General features: G+C 64.0%; 18 protein-coding genes. 13 read left to right on the forward strand and 5 right to left on the reverse strand.

Features of this window, described 5'->3' with window-relative positions:
- Window positions 1–1,009: UDP-N-acetylmuramate dehydrogenase (murB, locus tag QWL29_RS04915; protein WP_305821769.1), on the reverse strand; the 1,009-nt coding region annotated here is incomplete at its 3' end.
- A 137-nt stretch (window positions 1,010–1,146) separates the two neighbouring features.
- Between murB and QWL29_RS04920 the strand changes: the two genes are divergently transcribed.
- The 3 genes from QWL29_RS04920 (at window position 1,147) to QWL29_RS04930 (ending at window position 5,718) form a co-directional block, all read left to right on the forward strand.
- A complete protein-coding gene (locus tag QWL29_RS04920) occupies window positions 1,147–1,632 on the forward strand; it encodes a YajQ family cyclic di-GMP-binding protein (protein ID WP_305821770.1) in 486 nt (161 codons plus the stop codon).
- A 159-nt stretch (window positions 1,633–1,791) separates the two neighbouring features.
- Window positions 1,792–3,057 (forward strand): nitronate monooxygenase, encoded by a 1,266-nt coding sequence (locus tag QWL29_RS04925; protein ID WP_305821771.1) that lies wholly within the window; start codon window positions 1,792–1,794, stop codon window positions 3,055–3,057.
- A 135-nt stretch (window positions 3,058–3,192) separates the two neighbouring features.
- Window positions 3,193–5,718, forward strand: a complete 2,526-nt coding sequence (locus tag QWL29_RS04930; RefSeq protein ID WP_305821772.1) for a sensor domain-containing protein — start codon at window positions 3,193–3,195, stop codon at window positions 5,716–5,718.
- A 79-nt stretch (window positions 5,719–5,797) separates the two neighbouring features.
- On the opposite strand, the gene QWL29_RS04935 is transcribed toward QWL29_RS04930, so the two are convergent.
- Window positions 5,798–6,736, reverse strand: coding sequence for an exopolyphosphatase (locus QWL29_RS04935; protein WP_305821910.1), 939 nt, complete (start codon window positions 6,734–6,736; stop codon window positions 5,798–5,800).
- Window positions 6,737–7,057: 321 nt separating this feature from the next.
- Between QWL29_RS04935 and QWL29_RS04940 the strand changes: the two genes are divergently transcribed.
- The 4 genes from QWL29_RS04940 (at window position 7,058) to QWL29_RS04955 (ending at window position 11,856) form a co-directional block, all read left to right on the forward strand.
- Window positions 7,058–8,335 carry a sensor histidine kinase gene (locus QWL29_RS04940; protein WP_305821911.1) on the forward strand — a complete coding sequence of 426 codons (1,278 nt, stop codon included), beginning with the start codon at window positions 7,058–7,060 and terminating at the stop codon, window positions 8,333–8,335.
- Between the two features lie 78 nt (window positions 8,336–8,413).
- Window positions 8,414–9,175 carry a LytR/AlgR family response regulator transcription factor gene (locus tag QWL29_RS04945; RefSeq protein ID WP_305821773.1) on the forward strand — a complete coding sequence of 254 codons (762 nt, stop codon included), beginning with the start codon at window positions 8,414–8,416 and terminating at the stop codon, window positions 9,173–9,175.
- A gap of 366 nt (window positions 9,176–9,541) precedes the next feature.
- Window positions 9,542–10,699, forward strand: a complete 1,158-nt coding sequence (locus tag QWL29_RS04950; protein ID WP_305821774.1) for a PAS domain-containing sensor histidine kinase — start codon at window positions 9,542–9,544, stop codon at window positions 10,697–10,699.
- 143 nt (window positions 10,700–10,842) lie between these two features.
- Window positions 10,843–11,856 carry a porin gene (locus tag QWL29_RS04955; RefSeq protein WP_305821775.1) on the forward strand — a complete coding sequence of 338 codons (1,014 nt, stop codon included), beginning with the start codon at window positions 10,843–10,845 and terminating at the stop codon, window positions 11,854–11,856.
- A gap of 413 nt (window positions 11,857–12,269) precedes the next feature.
- On the opposite strand, the gene QWL29_RS04960 is transcribed toward QWL29_RS04955, so the two are convergent.
- Together QWL29_RS04960 and QWL29_RS04965 are read right to left on the reverse strand one after the other, a co-directional pair.
- Window positions 12,270–12,920: a class I SAM-dependent methyltransferase gene (locus QWL29_RS04960; protein ID WP_305821776.1), complete on the reverse strand. Its 651-nt coding sequence runs from the start codon at window positions 12,918–12,920 to the stop codon at window positions 12,270–12,272.
- 6 nt (window positions 12,921–12,926) lie between these two features.
- Complete coding sequence (locus QWL29_RS04965; protein ID WP_305821777.1) at window positions 12,927–13,865, reverse strand: CysB family HTH-type transcriptional regulator; 939 nt, start codon at window positions 13,863–13,865, stop codon at window positions 12,927–12,929.
- Between the two features lie 170 nt (window positions 13,866–14,035).
- Between QWL29_RS04965 and QWL29_RS04970 the strand changes: the two genes are divergently transcribed.
- From QWL29_RS04970 to cobA, 6 genes are read left to right on the forward strand one after another with little or no spacing between them, the layout of a single operon-like run.
- Window positions 14,036–15,721, forward strand: a complete 1,686-nt coding sequence (locus QWL29_RS04970) for a nitrite/sulfite reductase (protein WP_305821778.1) — start codon at window positions 14,036–14,038, stop codon at window positions 15,719–15,721.
- The gene (locus QWL29_RS04975; RefSeq protein WP_305821779.1) at window positions 15,714–16,274 is read left to right on the forward strand and encodes a DUF934 domain-containing protein; all 561 of its coding nucleotides are present in this window, start codon (window positions 15,714–15,716) and stop codon (window positions 16,272–16,274) included. Before QWL29_RS04970 ends, QWL29_RS04975 begins: the two co-directional genes overlap by 8 nt.
- A 14-nt stretch (window positions 16,275–16,288) precedes the next feature.
- Window positions 16,289–17,005, forward strand: a complete 717-nt coding sequence (locus QWL29_RS04980; protein WP_305821780.1) for a phosphoadenylyl-sulfate reductase — start codon at window positions 16,289–16,291, stop codon at window positions 17,003–17,005.
- A gap of 36 nt (window positions 17,006–17,041) precedes the next feature.
- Complete coding sequence (gene cysD / locus QWL29_RS04985; RefSeq protein WP_305821781.1) at window positions 17,042–17,980, forward strand: sulfate adenylyltransferase subunit CysD; 939 nt, start codon at window positions 17,042–17,044, stop codon at window positions 17,978–17,980.
- A complete protein-coding gene (locus QWL29_RS04990) occupies window positions 17,980–19,311 on the forward strand; it encodes a sulfate adenylyltransferase subunit 1 (protein ID WP_305821782.1) in 1,332 nt (443 codons plus the stop codon). The genes cysD and QWL29_RS04990 overlap by 1 nt, the downstream gene beginning before the upstream one ends.
- A gap of 12 nt (window positions 19,312–19,323) precedes the next feature.
- A complete protein-coding gene (cobA, locus tag QWL29_RS04995; protein WP_305821783.1) occupies window positions 19,324–20,037 on the forward strand; it encodes a uroporphyrinogen-III C-methyltransferase in 714 nt (237 codons plus the stop codon).
- A 35-nt stretch (window positions 20,038–20,072) separates the two neighbouring features.
- Here cobA and QWL29_RS05000 read toward each other — a convergent pair whose 3' ends face one another.
- On the reverse strand, window positions 20,073–20,519 hold the full coding sequence (locus QWL29_RS05000; RefSeq protein WP_305821784.1) for a hypothetical protein: 447 nt from the start codon (window positions 20,517–20,519) through the stop codon (window positions 20,073–20,075).
- Between the last annotated feature and the right edge of the window lie 22 nt (window positions 20,520–20,541).

The following is a 20,541-nucleotide window of genomic DNA, read 5'->3' on the forward strand; positions in this document are numbered from 1 at the left end:
GCTCCAGCGGCACCCCGAACTTCTCCAGCACATCGGCCTGGATCGTCCTGGCCAGCGCCAGCACTTCCGCCCCGCTCGCCCCGCCGTTATTCACCAGCACCAGCGCCTGCTTCGGATACACGCCCGCCGCGCCCATGCTGCGCCCTTTCCAGCCGCACTGGTCGATCAGCCAGCCGGCCGCCAGCTTCTCGCTCCCGTCCGCCTGCGCGTGGTGCACCAGCTGCGGAAAGCGCGCCAGCAGCGCCGCGCACTGTGCGCCCGTCACCACCGGATTCTTGAAGAAGCTGCCCGCATTCCCGATCACGGCCGGATCGGGCAGCTTGCGGCGCCGGATCGCCACCACCGTTTCGCTCACCTGCTGCGGCGTCGGCGAAACGATGCCCGCCTCCTGCAGCGCATTCGCCAGCTCGGCATAGCGCAGGTTCGGCTGCCAGGCGCGCGGCAGGGCGAAGGTCACGTCCAGCACCACCAGCCCCGCCCCATCCGCCTGCTTGAACACGCTGTCGCGGTAGCCGAAGCGGCAGTCGGCCGCGCGCAACACGCGCTGCGTACCTGTCGCCAGATCATACGCTGTGAGCGAATGGAACACATCCTTGATTTCCAGCCCATAGGCCCCGATGTTCTGGATCGGCGCGGCGCCCACGGTGCCGGGGATCAGGGACAGGTTTTCCAGCCCGCCCAGCCCCTGCGCCAGGGTGAACTCGACAAAGCCATGCCAGTTTTCGCCGGCGCCGGCGCGCACCAGCACGGCGCCGTTCTCTTCGCCGACGATCTCGCGCCCGGGAATCGCCATGTGCAGCAGCAGCGCCTCGACGTCGCGCGTGAGCAGCACATTGCTGCCGCCGCCGAGCACGAAGCGCGGCAGGCTGGCGGTGGCGGCGTCGGTGCGCAGGCTGTCGAGCTGGGCCGGATCGGTGATGCGCAGGTAATGGCGCGCCCGGGCCGGCAGGCCGAAGGTGTTGAAGGGCTGGAGGGAAACGTCGTGTTCGATGGAGAGATTGGGCGGCATGTGCGCTGGTGGGCGAGGCTGGAATCCGGGGAATTATAGAGCCAAGGTGCTGCGCCAAGGCAAAAACCATCCTCGCGCAGGGGCTTGTCCGTTAAAATACCGCCACTTACAAATACAGCAGCTATAAGGAAAACACCATGCCATCGTTTGATGTCGTCTGCGAAGCAGACATGGTCGAAGTCAAGAACGCCGTCGAGCAATCGAACAAGGAAATCACCACCCGCTTCGACTTCAAGGGCAGCTCGGCCAAGGTCGACCAGAAGGAACGCGAACTGACGCTGTTCGCCGACTCCGACTTCCAGCTCGGCCAGGTGCGCGATGTGCTCATCAATAAAATGAGCAAGCGCAAGGTCGACGTGCGTTTCCTCGACGAGCAGAAGGTCGAGAAAATCGGCGGCGACAAGGTCAAGCAGGTGATCAAGGTGCGCAACGGCATCGAGACCGACGACGCGAAGAAGATCACCAAGCTGATCAAGGAAAGCAAGATGAAGGTGCAGGCCAGCATCCAGGGCGAAGCCGTGCGCGTGACCGGCAAGGACCGCGACATCCTGCAGGAAGCCATCGCCCTGCTGCGCAAGGATGTGCAGGACCTGCCGCTGGCGTTCAACAATTTCCGCGACTAATTCGTCGTCTCTGCGCCGGGACTGCGGCAGCGCCGCCTCCGTAGTCCTTTCATACGCCTCACCAGGATTGAGCTGGGGTAGAATTGAGGCCGCATAAACTCGTTCCAGGCATGGTGTCGCCAGCTTGAGCGAGCGCAACCGGTAGTATTAAGGATAGCAATGAAACGTGTTGATGATTTCCGCCTGCGTCTGGGCAACAAGGAATATGTGCCCATCATGATCGGCGGGATGGGCGTGGACATCTCGACCTCCGAGCTGGCGCTGGAAGCTGCCCGCCTGGGCGGTATCGGCCATATCTCGGACGCCATGGTGCAGGACGTGTCGGACCGCAAGTTCGATACCACCTTCGTCAAGGACAAGACCAAGCTCTACAAGTTCAACATCAACAACATGGACAAGGCGGTGGTGCAGTTCGACCTCGAACGCCTGGCCGAGGCGACCCGCCTGCACGTGGGCGCCACCATGGCGGCGAAAAAGGGCGATGGCCTGATTTTTGTGAACGTCATGGAAAAGCTGACCATGAACGCGCCCAAGGAAACCCTGCGCACGCGCCTGGCTTCCGCGCTCGACGCCGGCATCGACGGCATCACCATGTCGGCCGGCCTGCACCTCGGTTCCTTCGATCTGATCAAGGACCACCCGCGCTTCCGCGAAGCCAAGCTGGGCATCATCGTGTCCTCGGTGCGCGCGCTGCAGCTGTTCCTGCGCAAGGTTGCCAAGCTGAACCGTCCGCCCGATTTCATCATCGTCGAGGGTCCCCTGGCCGGCGGCCACCTGGGCTTCGGTTTCGACTGGAAGGAATACGACCTGCACACCATCATCGATGAAATCCTCGCTTACATGCGCGCGGAAAACATCGACATCCCGCTGATCGCGGCCGGCGGCGTGTTCACCGGTTCCGACGCCGTGCGCTTCCTGGAAAAAGGCGTGGGCGGCGTGCAGGTAGCGACCCGCTTCACCGTGACCCACGAGTGCGGCATGCCCGACAGCGTGAAGCAGGAATATTACCGCGCCAGCGAGGAAGACATCATCGTCAACGGCATCTCGCCAACCGGTTATCCGATGCGCATGCTGAAAAGCACGCCGGCGATCGGTTCCGGCATCCGCCCGGGCTGCGAATCCTACGGCTACCTGCTGGACGCGACCGGCAATTGCGCCTACATCAATTCGTACAACCGCGAAGTGCTGGCCAATCCGGACGTCAAGAACCCGCTGGTAATGGACAAGACCTGCCTGTGCACGCACATGCGCAACTACAATTGCTGGACCTGCGGCCACTTCACCTACCGCCTGAAGGACACGACGCACAAGCTGGCCGACGGTTCCTACCAGATCCTGTCTGCCGAGCACGTGTTCAAGGACTACCAGTTCAGCGTGGACGACCAGGTGGCACTGCCGGAAAAACAGGAAAGCGCCGTCGCGTAAGCAGCACGTCCGCTGCCTCGAAAAGCCATGGTTTTGCCATGGCTTTTTTATTTTTATGGTCTAGTCTGGAACTTGGGGAACATGCGCAGGGCTGGCAAGTCCAACAGCAGTGTTCCCTTTTTCCGAGGCGCCAGCATGACTGTGTCCGTTCCGACCGCCAATGCCGCTTTCCTGCTCGACGAGAGCGGCGCCATCCTGACCTGGAACACGGCCTGCGAACGCCTGTTGATGCTCCCTGCCGACCGGGCCATCGGCTGCTCGCTCACCAAGCTGCTGGCGGCGGAAACGCCGGCGGCCGCCGCGCGCGCCGATAACATCGCCCCCATGACCGTGCCGCCCGCCTCGGATCCCGCGGCCGCCGATGTTGCCGCCAACGCGATTGCCGACACACGCGCCGTCCAGGCAGCGCTCGACGATCCGGCCATGCGCTGGCGCGGCCTGGCCGCCGACCACGGCCGCACCAACAAGCTGGCGCTGCGGCGCGGCGACGGCGGCACCGTCCTCGCCGAACTGGCTTTGTCGCCGCAATACGATGCCGGCGGCGTCATCCAGTCCTGGATCGCCGCCATCGACAACGTGCACGACGACAGCACGCCCGAATCGGTGCTGGTCGGGCGTACGCCGCTGGCCGCCGTGGTCGACGTGCTTCCGGGCACCTTCTACGCCATCAACCGGGCTGGCCGCTTCGTGCTCTGGAACCGCAACCACGAGCGCATCACCGAACTCATGCCCGAGGAAGTCGAGGCCACGAGCGCGGTCGAGCTGTTCGACCTGAAGACCCGGCCGCTGATTGCCGACAGCATCCGCCGCGTATTCGAGACCGGCGAGGAAGTCGTGATCGAGGTCGACGTCCTCGGCCGCAGCGGGCGCGAAACGCCGATGCTGCTGTGCGGCTCGCGCGTCGACTGCAACGGCGGCCGCTACCTGTTCGGCATGGGGCTCGACATCACCCAGCGCCGCGCCCACGAACAGGCGCTGCGCCTGCGCGAACGGGCCCTGCACGCGGCCAGCAACGGCATCGTCATCACCGCCATCGACGGCAACGATTGCCCGATCGAATACGTGAACCCCGCCTTCGAGCGCATCAGCGGCTATCGCGCCGAAGACGTCATCGGGCGCGACTCGCGCTTCATGGCGGCGCCCGGCATGGACGGCAACGAGCGCGCCCGCGTACGCGACGCCATCGCCGCGCGGCGCCCGGTCAACGTGGTGTTTCGCAACATGCGCAAGAACGGCGAGCTGTTCTGGAACGACCTGAGCATCACCCCGGTGCTCGACGAGCATGGCAAGACCAGCCACTTCATCGGCATCATCATGGACGTCACCGCCACCAAGCAGCGCACCGCCCATCTCGAGCACGAGGTCAACCACGACGCCCTCACGGGCCTGGCCAACCGCAACCTGCTGTGGGACCGGCTCGAACAGTCGCTGCACCTTGCGCAGCGCCAGAAGTCGCTGGTGGCCACCGTGCTGATCGACCTGAACAACTTCAAGACCATCAACGACTCCCATGGCCACGAGGCCGGCGACGTGGTGCTGAAGGTCGTGGCCAAGCGCCTGCTGGCCTCGGTGCGCGACAGCGATACCGTGGCGCGCCTGTCCGGCGACGAATTCGTGCTGGTGCTGGTCAACCAGCCCTCGCTGCGCTTCACCGTGCGCATGATCGAGCGCCTGCGCCAGGGCCTGACCCAGCCGGTCTCCTTCATGCACAAGGAAATCGCGGTCGGCGCCAGCCTCGGGGTGTCGGTGTATCCGCACGATGGCCATACCGCAGCCGAACTGGTGCGCTCGGCCGACGTGGCGATGTACCACGCCAAGGCCACCGGCCGCAACGAGATCTATTTCTTCTCCAGCGACATGAAGTCGACCACCGACGCCCGCCAGCAGCTCGACGCCGGCATGTCGCAGGCCATCGAAAAGGGCGAGCTCTTCATGCTGTACCAGCCCTGCATCGACGCCCGCACAGGCACCGTGCAGAGTTTCGAGGCGCTATTGCGCTGGCGCCATCCCGAACGCGGCGTGCTGCTGCCGTCGGCCTTTTTGCTCGAAGCCGAGGAAAACGGCCGCATCGTCCAGTTCGGCGCCTGGGTGCTGGACCAGGCCTGCGCCTTCCTGCGCGAACTGAAGGAGCTCGGCGTGACCGGGGTGCCGGTGTCGGTCAACGTCTCGGCGCGCGAATACATGCAGCAGGATTTCGTTGCCAACATCGCCAAACGCCTGGCCCAGCACGGCCTGTCCCCGGACAGCCTGCAAATCGAATTGCGCGAGGAAGCGCTGATCCGCAATCCGGGCCAGGTGCGCGACCTGGCGGCGCAACTACGCGAGCTGGGGCTGACGCTGTCTGTGGACGAGTTCGGGCATGGCATGAGCGACCTTGGCTTTTTGCGCGAACTGTCGGTGGGACAGCTGAAACTGTCGAAGCAGGCCGTACACGCGATTGCCGAAGACGAGGACACGCGCGAAGGCAACGTGATGGCGCGCACGCTGATCGATATCGGGCACAACCTCAAGATGCCGGTGATCGGGGAAGCGGTGGAAACGCGCTCGCAGATGGAATTTCTCAAGGCGCATGGCTGCGAAGGGCTGCAGGGAGCGTGGCTGGGCGAGCCGATGGAGGCGGAGGCGGCGCGCGAGCTGGTGCGGGACCGGATGCCGGCGTAAAGCTTGGCGCTGCAGATGCGCTGCGGCGTAAGCATTTTGGCCTGGGTGCCCACCGTACGGTCACTGCAGCAGGCTTCGATTACCCTTCGCTGGTGATCCGGTGGATGAGCGCCCCCAGCACGTCTTCCGCCATCTCGTTCGCCACCTGGCAGGTCCCCGCATTCTCATGCCCGCCGCCGCCATACTCGAGCATCAAGGCCCCGATGTTCGTCTTCGAGGTCCGGTTCAGGATCGACTTGCCCGTGGCGAACACCGTGTTCTGGTTCTTCAGCCCCCACAGCACGTGGATCGAGATATTCGTCTCCGGGAACAGCGCATAAATGATGAACCGGTTCCCCGCATAAATCGTCGCTTCCTCGCGCAGGTCCAGCACCACCAGGTTGCGCTCGACCCGCGCGCAGCGGCGGATCTGTTCCTTGCAGCGCTCGCTGTGCTCGAAATACAGCCGGGTCCGCTCCTCGACGTCGGCCAGCGCCATGATCTGCGCGATGTCCAGCGTGCGGCAGGCGTCGATCAGGGCCATCATCAGCTGGTAGTTCGAGATACGGAAGTCATGGAAGCGCCCGAGTCCGGTGCGCGCATCCATCAGGAAGTTGAGCAGGTTCCAGCCGCTCGGCTCCAGCACTTCGCTGCGGGTAAAGCGCGCCGCGTCGGCCTTGTCGACCGCCGTCATCATCTCGCTCCAGCTGGCGGGGAACACGCCGGCGCCACCGTAATGGTCCCAGACCACGCGCGCGGCCGACGGCGCCTCCGGCTGGATCACGTGGTTGGCGCGCAGCCCGGTATTGCGCATCGCTTCCGACAGGTGATGGTCGAACACCAGGTGCGCGCCCGCTACATACGGCAAATTGGTGGTGATGTCGCGGCTGGTGATGGCGATCTTCCCGTCCTGCATGTCCTTGGGATGGACGAACAGGATGTCGTCGATCAGGTCCAGGTGTTTCAGGAGGACGGCGCAGACCAGGCCATCGAAATCGCTGCGGGTGACGAGACGGAATCGAGCAGGAACGGCAGACATCGGCATACCCTTTCATCGAACGAATAATGGGCTGGCGCGGCCAGGAAGTGAAATCATCATACCGCGCAAAATTTCCGATGGACAGCTTTTGTATGTATGTTTGGCAACTTACAACGCTGTGCCACGCGTTTGCATGCAGCCTGTTGCCTGCTTTGTGCAGGCTGTCGCACAACCCGTGCGGGGCATGTCGCCCGGGGTTAGAGTTGTGTCATTCCAACACAGCGAGACCGGTGGCGATGTATTCCAGGCATCACTTTTTTCACCGGGCGGCGGCAACGCGGTACACTCGCACCCGCAATGACACCTGACAAACACCTGACCATGCAAGCGCGCAGCTCTGCCCATTACTATTTTTCCGGCACCTTGTCGTGGCTGTACCGTGCCTTCGACAGCGTGGCCACCTGGGTGACGCAACTGTCGTGGTGGAAGTTTTTCCTGTTCGCGGCGCTGATGCTGATCGCCGGCACCATCTTGCAGGAAGAGCTGTTTTCCGGCAGCGACGAAGAGCCGCGCCTGGAACGCGGCGAGCGCAAGGAACGGGCCAGCATCACCATCGACGACAGCGGCATCCGCTTCAATTCGCGCAACAAGAACCCGCCGGCGGTGCCGGCTGCGCCCGGCGCTCCCGCCGCTCCAGGCGCCCCCGCGGCACCGGCAGCACCGGCAGCACCGGCCGCCCCTGGCGCGCCGGCCGCGCCCTCCTCGCCCGAACTCAGCCTGCCGAAAGGCGTGCACCCGAACGGCGACTCGGTCCACATCGAGCTGCCGCCGCAGATTGCCGAGGAATTGTCGGTCGCGATCGAAGGCGCGGTCGACGATGCGGCAGAAGCAAAAGTGTCGCGTTACCACAAACAGGCCTCGACCTGGTTCACCAGTTTCGTCTGGCTGCTGGTGCTGGCCCTGTTCGGCACCAAGGCCCTGGTTGGCGGCAAGAAGCGCGCGGAACTGCAGACCCGCACCGCGAACGCCGCCGCCGAGCGCGAATCTATGCAGCGCCAGCTTTCCGAAACCAGGATGCAGATGATGCAGGCGCAAGTGGAGCCGCACTTCCTGTTCAACACCCTGGCCTCGGTCGAGCACCTGATCGAAACCAATCCGCCGCGCGCCTCGGCCATGCAGCGCAGCCTGATCCAGTACCTGCGCGCCGTGCTGCCGCAAATGCGCGACAACATCCTGGTAACCAACCTCGGGCGCGAAGTCGACATGGTCAACGCCTACCTGAACCTGCTCAAGATGCGCATGGAAGAACGCCTGACCGTGGACATGCAGATTCCCGAGGGCCTGCGCAACGCCGCCTTCCCGCCGATGATGCTGCAATCCATGGTCGAGAACGCGATCAAGCACGGCCTCGAATGCAAGCCCGAAGGCGGCACCCTGAAGATCGTCGCCGATGTGGCCGACGGCAAATTGCGCCTGACGGTCACCGACGATGGCGTGGGCTTTGGCGTGGTGCCGAGCAATGGCACCGGCCTCGGTTTGCCGACCATCCGCGAGCGCCTGCGCCTGCTGCACGGCGACGCCGGGCAATTGCACATCGCCTCGAACAGCCCGACCGGCGTGATCGCCATGGTCGAGGTGCCTTACCATGTGTCGAGATAAGCGGGCCGGATAGCTTGCCTGGCGCGCCGTTTTCTTGAATAATTGTCACTCTCTTTTCCCAACCGACCGGACCCCGCCATGCCTACCGCGATTATTGCCGACGACGAAAGACTGATGCGGGACCAGCTGCGCATGCGCCTGGAACAGGTGTGGCCGGAACTGGACATCGTGGGCGAGGCCAAGAACGGCGAAGAAGCCGTGGAGCTGGTCGGCCAGGTCAAGCCCGACTTCACCTTCCTCGACATCCGCATGCCCGGCAAGACCGGCATGGAAGCGGCGGCCGAGATCGGCGACCGCAGCCAGGTCGTGTTCGTTACGGCCTACGACCAGTACGCGGTCGAGGCTTTCGAGCGTGGCGCGGTCGATTACGTGCTCAAGCCTTCCGAGCCGGAGCGCCTGAAGGTGACGGTCGAGCGCCTGAAAGCGCGCCTCGGCAAGCCGGGCGCGGTGGTCAACGACAGCGTCACCGCCATGCTGTCGCAGCTGGCGGAAAAGATCGCGGCGCCGAAGCCGAAGCATTTGCAGTGGATCCAGGCCAGCATCGGCTCGGATTTGCGCATGATCCCGGTCGAGGAGATTTTGTTCTTCCGTTCCGACGAAAAATATACCTGCGTGCAAACCGAGAAGTTCGAGGCCCTGATCCGCAAACCCGTGCGCGATTTGGCCGACGAGCTCGACCCGTCGCTGTTCTGGCAGATCCACCGCGCCACGCTGGTGAACGTGAATGCGATCGAAGGCGTGACGCGCGATATCCGCGGGCGCCACCTGGTGCTGATCAAGGGGCGGTCGGAAAAGCTCGAAGTGAGCCGCAGTTTCCTGCATCTGTTCAAGCAGATGTAAAGGTGTAAGGAATGGTGGGTTCGAGAACCCACCCTACTGTTGACTTCGTAGGGTGGGTTCTCGAACCCACCGCGTTCCGGCGTGTGCTTCACACCACCACGCGCCACCACGCGCCACACCCTCCCCGCGTGCTTGTCGCCCCTCAAACCTGCCCATCGGTTCGCGCCGTATCGTAGCGATTGGTCCGCGCCGCGGACCGTTTCGTTCATACGGNCCGGCGTGTGCTTCACACCACCACGCGCCACCACGCGCCACACCCTCCCCGCGTGCTTGTCGCCCCTCAAACCTGCCCATCGGTTCGCGCCGTATCGTAGCGATTGGTCCGCGCCGCGGACCGTTTCGTTCATACGGACTGCGGGACTTTCCATGACTCTACAGCGCAACCCGCGCCGGCGCGGGCGCGGCACGGCCTTGTTCGCGCTCGGCCTGCTCGGCGGCCACCTGGTCGCCCGCCTGAATGCCGACGGCCATGGCGACGCGCCCACCCAGCACAGCCGCCGCATCGTCGACAATGCCGGCGAGGCCATCATCTCGGCCGACGAGTACAGCCGCGTGGTGCTGGCCAACCCGGCGGCGGCGGCCATGTTCGGCGTCAGCGTCGCGCAAATGCTGGGCCAGCCGCTGGCGCGCTTCATCCGCGCCCCGGCCGACGCCGGCCATAGCCCGCTCGACCACTTCCAGGGCGCGCGCGCGGGGCGCCGCGCCACCGACTATGCCGGTATCGGCATCCGCCCGAACGGCAGCTTTCCCATCGAAGGCTCGATCACCGACGCCTTCCAGGACGGCATCATCCTGTACACCATCATCCTGCGCGACGTGTCCGAGCGCCAGCGCGTGCAGCAGAAGCTGGCGCGCTCGCACGACCAGTTGCGCCAGCTGTCGGCGGCCCTGCAAACCATCCGCGAGGAAGAACGCACCCACATCTCGCGCGAACTGCACGACGACCTCGGCCAGCTGCTGGCCTCGCTGCGCATGGACCTGACCCTGCTGCGCCAGGCCAGCGGCGACGGCGGCGACACGGGTCACCTGATCGCCGGCATGGACGCCAACCTGCTCACCGCCATCACCTCGCTGCGCCGCATCGCCACCAACTTGCGCCCGCGCGCGCTCGACGAAGGCGGGCTGTACTTTGCGCTGCAGGGCCTGCGCGACGACTTCACCGAACGCCACGGCATCGCCTGCGACCTGCTGGCCGACGAAGCCGAGCTGCGCCTCGACGACAGCGCCAGCACCGCCATCTTCCGCATCGTGCAGGAAGCGCTCACCAACGTGGCGCGCCATGCGCATGCGACCCACGTCATCCTCACGCTCTACCGCAGCAACCACGATTTGCTGGTCACCATCTGCGACAACGGCCGCGGCATCGTCGACACCGACATGGAAAAGGCCGAATCGCTGGGTCTGGTGGGCATGCGCGAGCGGGTCTGGGCGCTGAAGGGAGAAATCAACATCGGCGCCGATAACGGCAGCGGCCCGGGCACGCGCATCGACATCGTGCTGCCGGTGAACGGGCATACGGTTTAGCCGGTTTTGGTCAATGCGCTGTTTTTACAACACTGGCATGACGGTCTGTCATCAAATCGACATATTGTTCCGATAAGATTCGCTCGACCTTGAGTTTGCGATAAGCCAACTCAATCCTTCGTCGAACCTTATTGGAGATCTTCATGCAATACAAAGCCCTGGCCGCAGCGCTGATCACGTCCCTCCCGCTGTTCGCGCATGCGCAGAGCAACGTCACCATCTACGGCGTCATGGACGCGGCCATCGCCGTCGAAGATACCGATGCGCCGGGCGAATCGCGCCGTACCGTCATCAACTCGGGCAACCAGTCGAGCAGCCGCATCGGCTTCCGCGGTACCGAAGACCTGGGCAATGGCCTGAAAGCCATCTTCAACATCGAATCCGGCGTGCGCCTGGATACCGGCGCCGCCGACACCGAACTGTTCGGCCGCCGCGCCGTGGTCGGCCTGCAAGGCGCCTTCGGCCAAGTGACCGTGGGCCGCGAATACAGCCCGATCGCCTCGGTCGCCGCCGCCACCGACGCCTTCGGCCAGGGCTTCTACGGCAGCAACTTGTCGTCGTTCGGCAGCGGCAAGCTGACCCGCCGCCTGGCCAACTCGGTCAACTACAAGAGCAATTCGATGAGCGGCTTCAGCGTCCTGGCCGCCTACTCGGCCGGCGAACGCACCACCGATCCATCGGCCGACCTGTGGGGCGTGGCCGTGGAATACGCGAACAACGGCATCTACCTGGGCGCCGGTTACCACAACTACGAACGCCTGGCGACCGGCGACGACAAGGAATACGCCTTCGGCGCCGGCTTCAAGTTCGGCGACTTCGACCTGAAGGGTAACTACCTGGTGGCTGACCAGACCGGCAACAACAACAAGTTCGAGCAGATCAACGTGGGCGGCGTGTACACCAAGGGCACGAACAAGTTCTACGCCAACGTGCAGCGCAACGAAATCGACAACGGCGCCAAGGGCAACGCCTGGGCCGTGGCCTACAGCTACGCGCTGTCGAAGCGCACCAACGTCTACACCACCTACGGCACCATGCGCAACAACGCCCGCGGCGTGTTCGGCCTGACCGCATCGACCCCGAGCATCACCCCGGCCGCAACTGCGCTGGGTACCGATCCGAGCGCGTTCACGCTGGGTATTCGTCACACGTTCTAAGCCGATCACGGGCGCCCGGTTGCATGGCGCCATTGTTTCGGCCATGTACCTGCGCATGAGCGCAGGGTGGGTTCTTGAACCCACCATGACGTCGGCTGATACAACAAGGCCGATGATCTCGCAACAACGCGATGATCATCGGCCTTTTTCTTTGCATGCATTTCGACACGTAACGGTGGTACCGCGTGGGCTCGAGAGCCCACCCTACGCCATCCTCGACGCACGTAGCCGGAATGACGAGTCAGCGCGTAGGGTGGGTTCTTGAACCCACGCGGTACGGAGCTTGACATAACGAGGCCGATGATCTCGCAGAGATGCGATGATCATCGGCCTTTTTTATTGATGACGTTTCGACATGCCGCCGTGGCACCGCGTGGGCACAAGTGCCTAGCGCGGCCCGGCCCACCCTACGATTATTTCAGGCGGCAGGTCAGGATCCAGAAGAACTCGACGCGCTCGATCTTGATTTCCTTGCCGGCGTTGCCCAGCCGCTTGCGCAGGGCGCTGTCGGATGGGTAGCTTTTCGGCAGCTCGACACGCTCGCCATCGGCGGTCGTCAGGATTTCCCAGGTCGTGCCTTCGGCATCGGTGCGCGCCGTGGTTTCGCTGAAGCCTTCGACAAAGGAATCGTCCAGGATCACCAGCAGCACATCTTTCCCGAGACGCTTCTTCAAGGTCGCCAGCAACTTTTCCTGTTCGCCCTTGGTCAGGTGCGACCACAGGAAGCTGACCAGCACCGCCGAGAACTTGCCGATGTCTTCCGGCAGGTCCAGGGCATCGGCCACGCGAAAAGCTACCTTGTCCGCCGGCATGCCGCGCTCGCGGGCGATGTCGACCAGGTTGGCGTTGATGTCCAGCGCCAGCACCGACGCGGCCGATTCGGCCACGACTTCGGTCCAGTAGCCTGTACCGCAGCCCAGTTCCAGCACGGTGTGGCCGGTCAGCAAATTGCCGAGGTGGATGCTCATGTCGTCGATGTCCTCGTCCATGTCGGGCTCGAGGTAGATGTCTTCGACGGCTTCGCCCAGCTGGGCATAGAATTTTGCGAGTTGTGTATTGCTCATGTTTGCTTACAGTTCGTAGTTTTCGCCGCCGCGCATGGCGGCTTCGACCATCTTGCGGTTCAGGCTCGGGGCCAGCAGCTCGATGAAAGTATAAATATAGCTGCGCAGGTAGGCGCCCTGCTTCACCGCCACGCGCGACACGTTCATGCCGAACAACTGCCCGACGGGAATCGCACGCAGGTTGCGGTCGCGCTCGGCGTCAAACGCCATGCCGGCGATGATGCCCACGCCCATGCCCAGCTCGACATAGGTCTTGATCACGTCGGCGTCGATGGCTTCGAGCAGCACGTCGGGCTTCAGTTCGCGCAGATTGAAGGCGTGGTCGATCTTGCTGCGGCCGGCAAAGGCGCCGTCGTAGGTAATCAAGGGGTAGGTGGCAATTTCTTCCAGCGACACCGCCTTCGAGCGCAGCAGCTCGTGTTCCGGCGGCACGATCACCACGTGCTCCCACTGGTAGCACGGCAGCGTGATCAGGCCGTCAATGGCGGCAATCGACTCGGTGGCAATCGCCAGGTCGGCCTGGCCATTCTTCACCATGTCGGCGATCTGCTTCGGGTTGCCTTGCAGCAGAGAGAGGCGCACTTTCGGGAACTTGCCCATGAAGGCCTGCACCACCTTCGGCAGCATGTAGCGTGCCTGGGTATGCGTGGTGGCAATCGTGAAGCTGCCGCTGTCGTGGGCCGCGTATTCCTTGCCGATCCGCTTCAGGCTTTCGATTTCCTGCATGATCAGCTCGACCGAGGCCAGCACCAGGCGGCCCGGTTCCGTCAGGCCGCGGATGCGCTTGCCGTGGCGCGTGAAGATGTCGACGCCCAGCTCTTCCTCGAGTTCGATGATGGCCTTCGACACCCCCGGCTGCGAGGTGAACAAGGCCTTGGCCGCATCGGTCAGGTTGTAGTTCTGGCGCACGGCTTCGCGGACGAAGCGCAATTGATGAAGGTTCATTCCTGTTGTTGTCTTGTATGTGAAAAACGCCAGCCGCTATTTTATGCGAATGCTTATACCCCTACCGTATATAAGCAAATAAATTGTCAGTAGTTTGGAATAAAGCGTCGCGCGCTTACCATTCCATCTAGCCTAAAGGGCCGCCTGGCCCGTCCTCATCAGGAATTACTATGTACCGCTACGACAAATACGACCATCTCATCGTGCGCGAGCGCATTGCGCAGTACCGCGACCAGGTGGCGCGCCGCCTGAACGACGAGCTGACCGAAGAAGAATTCGTGCCGCTGCGCCTGCAAAACGGCCTGTACATGCAGCGCCATGCCTACATGCTGCGCGTCGCCGTGCCGTATGGTCTGTTGTCCACGGCGCAGATGCGCATGTTTGCCCACATCGCGCGGGAGTACGACCGCGGCTATGGCCACTTCACCACGCGCCAGAACATCCAGTACAACTGGATCGAGCTGGAGCAGACGCCGGAGATCCTGCTAGAGCTGGCCTCGGTCGAGATGCACGCGATTCAAACATCGGGCAATTGCATCCGCAACATTACCACTGATGAGTTCGCCGGCGTGGCTGCAGATGAGATCATGGACCCGCGCGCCTTTGCCGAAATCCTGCGCCAGTGGAGCACCTTCCACCCGGAATTTATCGCCCTGCCCCGTAAATTCAAGGTGGCGATCAATGGTTCGGTGGAAGACCGCGCGGCGATTGCCATCCACGACATCGGCCTCACGCTCACCCGCAACGAGGCGGGCGAAGTCGGATTCAAGTTCATGGCCGGTGGCGGCATGGGCCGCACCCCGATCATCGGCAGCGTGATCCGCGACTTCCTGCCATGGCAGCACCTGCTCACCTATACCGAAGCCGTGATGCGCGTGTACAACTCGTACGGCCGCCGCGACAACAAATATAAAGCCCGCATCAAGATCCTGCTGAAGGCCCTGGGCGTGGAAGAATTCTCGCGCCTGGTCGAAGAAGAATGGCAAGACCTGAAGGATGGCCCGGAAACCCTGAGCCAGGAAGAATACGAGCGCGTGGCCGCCTATTTCGTGGCGCCGCCGTATGCGACTTTGGCATCCATCAATCCGCTCGCCGCGCACGCTGATAACAAGGCTTTCGCCAACTGGCTGAACCGCAACGTCAAGCCCCATAAAGTGCCGGGCTATGCCGCGGTCGTGCTGTCGCTGAAGAAAACCGGCGTGCCGCCGGGCGACGCCACCGCCGAGCAGATGGACTTCGTGGCCGACCTGGCCGACAAGTACAGCTTTGGCGAACTGCGCGTGACCCACGAGCAGAACCTGGTGCTGGCGGATGTGAAGCAGGCTGACCTGTTCGAAGTCTGGCAACTGGCGAAATCGAAAGGCCTGGCGACGCCGAACATCGGCCTCCTGACCGACATCATTGCCTGTCCGGGCGGCGACTTCTGCTCGCTGGCAAATGCCAAGTCGCTCCCGATTGCGGCGGCGATTGCCGAGCGCTTCGACAACCTCGACTTCCAGCACGACATCGGCGACATCGAACTGAACATCTCGGGCTGCATCAATGCCTGCGGTCACCACCACGTGGGTTCGATCGGCGTGCTCGGCGTCGACAAGGACGGCAGCGAGTGGTACCAGGTGTCGATTGGCGGTGCGCAGGGCAATAACGCTGCCATCGGCAAGATCATCGGGCCGTCGTTCTCGGCCGGGCAAATGCCGGAAGTCATCGGCCGCCTGCTGAATGTGTACGTGCAGAACCGTTTCGAAGACGAACGGTTTGTCGACACCGCCCAGCGCCTGGGCATCGCGCCATTCAAGGAACATGTGTATGCCACGCCGATCGCGGCGGGCGAACTGGTTGGGGAAGACCATGCTTGAAGTGATTCACGAACAGATTATCCGCGGCCGTGAAGTCGTGGCCGACGATTGGCGCGTGCTGCGTCTCGAAGAAAACGAGGCGCCGGAAGCGGTTGTTGTCCCGGAAGGCAAGGTCATCGTCCCGCTGACGGTCTGGCTGGCGCAAAAGGAGACGCTGTCGCAGCGCGCCGAACTCGGCGTGTGGATCGCCGCCGACGAGCGTTTCGAAGCCTTGAAGGGCGACGCCGAGCGCTTTGCCGTGATTGCGGTGGATTTCCCGAAATTCTCCGATGGCCGCGGCTATTCGATCGCCTACAACGTGCGCCGCCGCCTGGCCTATACCGGCGAACTGCGTGCGATTGGCGACGTGTTGCGCGACCAATTGTTCTCGATGTCGCGGGTCGGCTTCAATGCCTACGCCACGCGCCAGGACCGCTCGATCCACGACGCACTGAAAGGCCTGACCGTGTTCTCGGAAACCTACCAGGCCTCGGTCGACCAGCCGCTGCCGCTGTTCCGCCGCGCCGAGCGCGACGTCAAGCCGGAACACACCGACATCGGTGCGGGCATCTGATTCGGGATGACAGCATGAGCGATCTCGCCAACCGCGTCGCCGATACGCAAGCCATCCTGGCACGCATCGCAGCCGAATACACCCCGGCCGTGTTTGCGTCCAGCCTGGCGGCCGAGGACATGGTGCTGACCGACCTGATTTTGAAGAGCCATCTGCCGATTGGCATCTTCTCTCTGGAAACCGGGCGCTTGCACAAGGAAACCCTGGCCGTGCTGGATGCGGTGAAAACCCATTACGGCCACGACATCATGCTGTTCCGTCCGCAGGCCGATGCGGTCGACGCCTACGTGGCGCAGAACGGCCTGAACGCCTTCTACGACAGCGTCGAGATGCGGCGCGAGTGCTGCCGCATCCGCAAGGTCGAGCCGCTCGGTCGCGCGCTGGCGGGCAATAAAGCCTGGATCACCGGCCAGCGCCGCGCCCAGTCTGCCACCCGTTCGGAACTGTCGACCCAGGAAGACGATCCGGCGCACGGCATGACCAAGTTCAATCCGCTGGCCGACTGGTCCGAGGACAACGTCTGGGAATACATCCGCGCCAATAACGTGCCGTATAACGCGCTGCACGACCGCGGCTACCCGTCGATCGGCTGCGAACCCTGCACTCGCGCGATCCAGCCGGGCGAGGACGTGCGCGCCGGCCGCTGGTGGTGGGAAAACCCGGAATCGAAGGAATGCGGCCTGCACCTGATCGACGGGAAATTAATCCGAATTAAATCCGTAGCAGCCTGATTCAGTTCGGCTACTCAAGAATACAAGGCACCATTCATGACGAATCTTTCTGACACCAATGCGGTCCTGGCCGACGTCAATGCGCGCCACCTCGACGCCCTCGAATCCGAAGCGATCCACATCCTGCGCGAAGTGGCGGCCGAATGCAGCAACCCGGCCCTGCTGTTCTCGGGTGGCAAGGACTCGGTCGTGCTGCTGCGCCTGGCCGAAAAGGCTTTCCGCCCCGGTAAATTCCCCTTCCCGCTGGTGCACATCGACACCGGCCACAACTTCGACGAAGTCATCGCCTTCCGCGATGCGCGCGTGGCCGAACTCGGCGAACGCCTGATCGTCGGCTCGGTGGAAGACTCGATCAAGCGCGGCACCGTGCGCCTGCGCAATCCGGCCATCGATTCGCGCAATGCCGCGCAAGCCGTGACGCTGCTGGAAACCATCGCCGAACACGGTTTCGACGCCTGCATCGGCGGCGCCCGCCGCGACGAGGAAAAAGCCCGTGCCAAAGAGCGCATCTTCTCCTTCCGCGACGAATTCGGCCAGTGGGACCCGAAGGCCCAGCGTCCGGAACTCTGGGACCTGTACAACACCCGCGTGCATCCGGGCGAAAACATGCGCGTGTTCCCGATCTCGAACTGGACCGAGCTCGACGTGTGGCAATACATCGCCCGCGAACAACTTGCGCTCCCGACTATCTATTTTGCGCACGAACGCCAGGTGATCCCGCGTAACGGCCTGCTGGTGCCATTGACTCCGCTGACCCCGGCGCGCGAAGGCGAGACCGTGGAAACGCAAACCGTGCGCTTCCGGACCGTGGGCGACATTTCCTGCACCTGCCCGGTGTCGTCGGATGCGGCCACCGTCGAAGCGATCATCGCCGAAACCGCCGTCACGCAAGTGACCGAGCGCGGCGCCACGCGCATGGACGACCAGACCTCGGAAGCCTCGATGGAAAAACGCAAGAAGCAAGGATATTTCTGATGAACGCACGCATTCACACCCCTGACGAACAACGCCAGCAACACAGCCTGCTGCGCTTCATCACCGCCGGCTCCGTCGACGACGGCAAGAGCACGCTGATCGGCCGCCTGCTGTTCGACAGCAAGGGCATCTTCGCCGACCAGCTGGCCGCTGTCTCGCGCTCGAAGCACAAGCGCACCGTGGGCGACACCATCGATCTGTCGCTGCTGACCGACGGCCTGGAAGCCGAGCGCGAGCAAGGCATCACCATCGACGTCGCCTACCGTTATTTCGCCACGCCGAAACGCAAGTTCATCATCGCCGACACGCCGGGCCACGAGCAGTACACCCGCAACATGGTCACCGGCGCCTCGACCGCCGACGCGGTGATCATCCTGGTCGACGTGTCGAAAGTGAAGCTGAGCGAAGACGGCAGCGTGGACTTGCTGATCCAGACCAAGCGCCACTCGACCATCGCCAAGCTGCTGCAGATCGAGCACGTGATCGTCGCCGTCAACAAGATGGATCTGGTGAACTACGACCAGCAGGTCTACGACCGCATCGTGGCCGCCTACGGCGAGTTCGCCGCTTCGCTGGGCCTGAAGGACGTGACCGCGATCCCGCTGTCGGCCCTGTCCGGCGACAATGTCGTCGACCGTGGCGACAACATGGACTGGTACACCGGCCCGACCCTGATCGAGCTGCTCGAATCGCTGTCGGTCTACGACGAAGCGCACGATGCACCGTTCCGCTTCCCGGTGCAGCTGGTGGCGCGCCACAACGGCCACGAAGCGAACGACTTCCGCGGCTACATGGGCCGCATCGAGTCGGGCCGCGTGTCGGTCGGCGACACCCTGGTCGTGCAGCCTTCGGGCCAGACGGCCACCGTGAAGGACATCGTCACCTTCGACGGTTCGCTGCAGTCGGCCAGCGCCGGCCAATCGGTGACCCTGCTGCTGAACGAGTACCTGGACATCTCGCGCGGCGACACGCTGTCCGGCGCTACGGCCCCGGCGACCCTGCTGAAGCAGGTCGTGGCCGACGTCTGCTGGATGTCCGACGAGCCGCTCGACCTGCGCCGCAAGTACTGGATCAAGCACGGAACGCGCCAGACCGCGGCGAAAGTGACCCGGGTCGACACCCTGCTCGACGTGAACACCCAGGAGCGCAAGCTCGTGGACGGCGCGGCCCAGGGCCTGAAGCTGAACGACATCGCGCGCATCAATCTCACCGTGCAGCAGCCCCTGGCCGCCGACGCCTACGCCGACATCCGCGCCACCGGGGCCTTTATCCTGATCGACGAAGTCACCCACCAGACCGTCGCAGCGGGTATGATTCGCCTGGAAAATTAACAGGAGTAGTGGATGGCGGGGAAGGTTTACCTGATCGGCGCCGGCCCTGGTGCGGCCGACCTGATCACCGTGCGCGGAGCGCGCTTATTGGCACAGGCCGAGGTCGTGCTCTACGACGCACTGGTGACACCCGAGATGCTGGCACTGTGCGCGCAGGCCGAGCTGATCTCGGTCGGCAAACGTTCCGGCCAGCGCTCCACGGCGCAGGATGCGATCAACGCCTTGCTGGTCGACTGCGCCTTCAAGTACAGGATGGTGGTGCGCCTGAAGGGCGGCGACCCGATGCTGTTCGGCCGCGCCGACGAGGAGTTGCGCGCGCTCGAGGCCGAGGGTGTCGAGGTCGAGATCGTGCCCGGGATTACCACCGCGGTGGCCGCCGCCGCCGCGACCCGCCAGCCGCTGACCAAGCGCGGCGTGGCGCGCAGCGTCGCCTTCTTCACTTCCAGCACCGCGCCCGACGAGCCGGAACACCCCGCCCTGCCGCACACCGACACCATGGTCCAGTACATGGGCGGGCGCGAAGCCGCGGCCACCGCCGAACGCCTGCTGGCGCAAGGCCGGAGCAGGGATACGCCGGTGGTGGTGGTGGAAAACTGCAGCCGCGCCGATGAACGGATTGCGCGCCTGACGCTGGCCGACCTGGCGCGCGGGCTGGATGCGGCGCAGGGGCCGGTGCTGGTGATGATCGGGGAAGCGCTGCGCTTGCGCGAGCATCAGGTCACGTGAACCTGAATACGAACGTGAATTAACGCCGTATCGGATCACCCCGGGCAATGCGCCCGCGCCCCATCGTATTCGTCGATCTGCAGCACCAGCTTGTCGGCCGCCGACCAGGTATCGGCCGCGATCCGGTTCAGCTGCGCGATCGCCGCTTCCAGCCGCGCGCCGGTGCGGCCGCGGCATTCCTTCACGTGCCAGGTCGCCAGGTCGCGCCGCATCTCGCTCAGGTCGTCCTTCAACTCGCTCAGCATGCGCCGCAGGTTGCGGTCGGCGTCGACACGGCCCTCGATGCTGCCGGCGTTCAGGTGGCCCGACATGATGCCGATCTTGGTGCGCATGGCGCCGACCCGGCGCGCGGCGGCGTCGATGCGGCGCGCGCAGCGTATCTCCACCACCAGCGCCGCCGGCAAGCGGGCGACATAGCGCAGGCAGGCCCGGGCAGGCCCCAACAGCGTGGCAACAAGGTGCTTCAGGATTGGTGGAAGCATGGCGCGGGCCGGTTGGTTGAAG

The organism is Massilia brevitalea, from assembly GCF_030711405.1.
In the GTDB taxonomy this organism is placed as follows: Bacteria; Pseudomonadota; Gammaproteobacteria; order Burkholderiales; family Burkholderiaceae_D; genus Telluria; species Telluria brevitalea.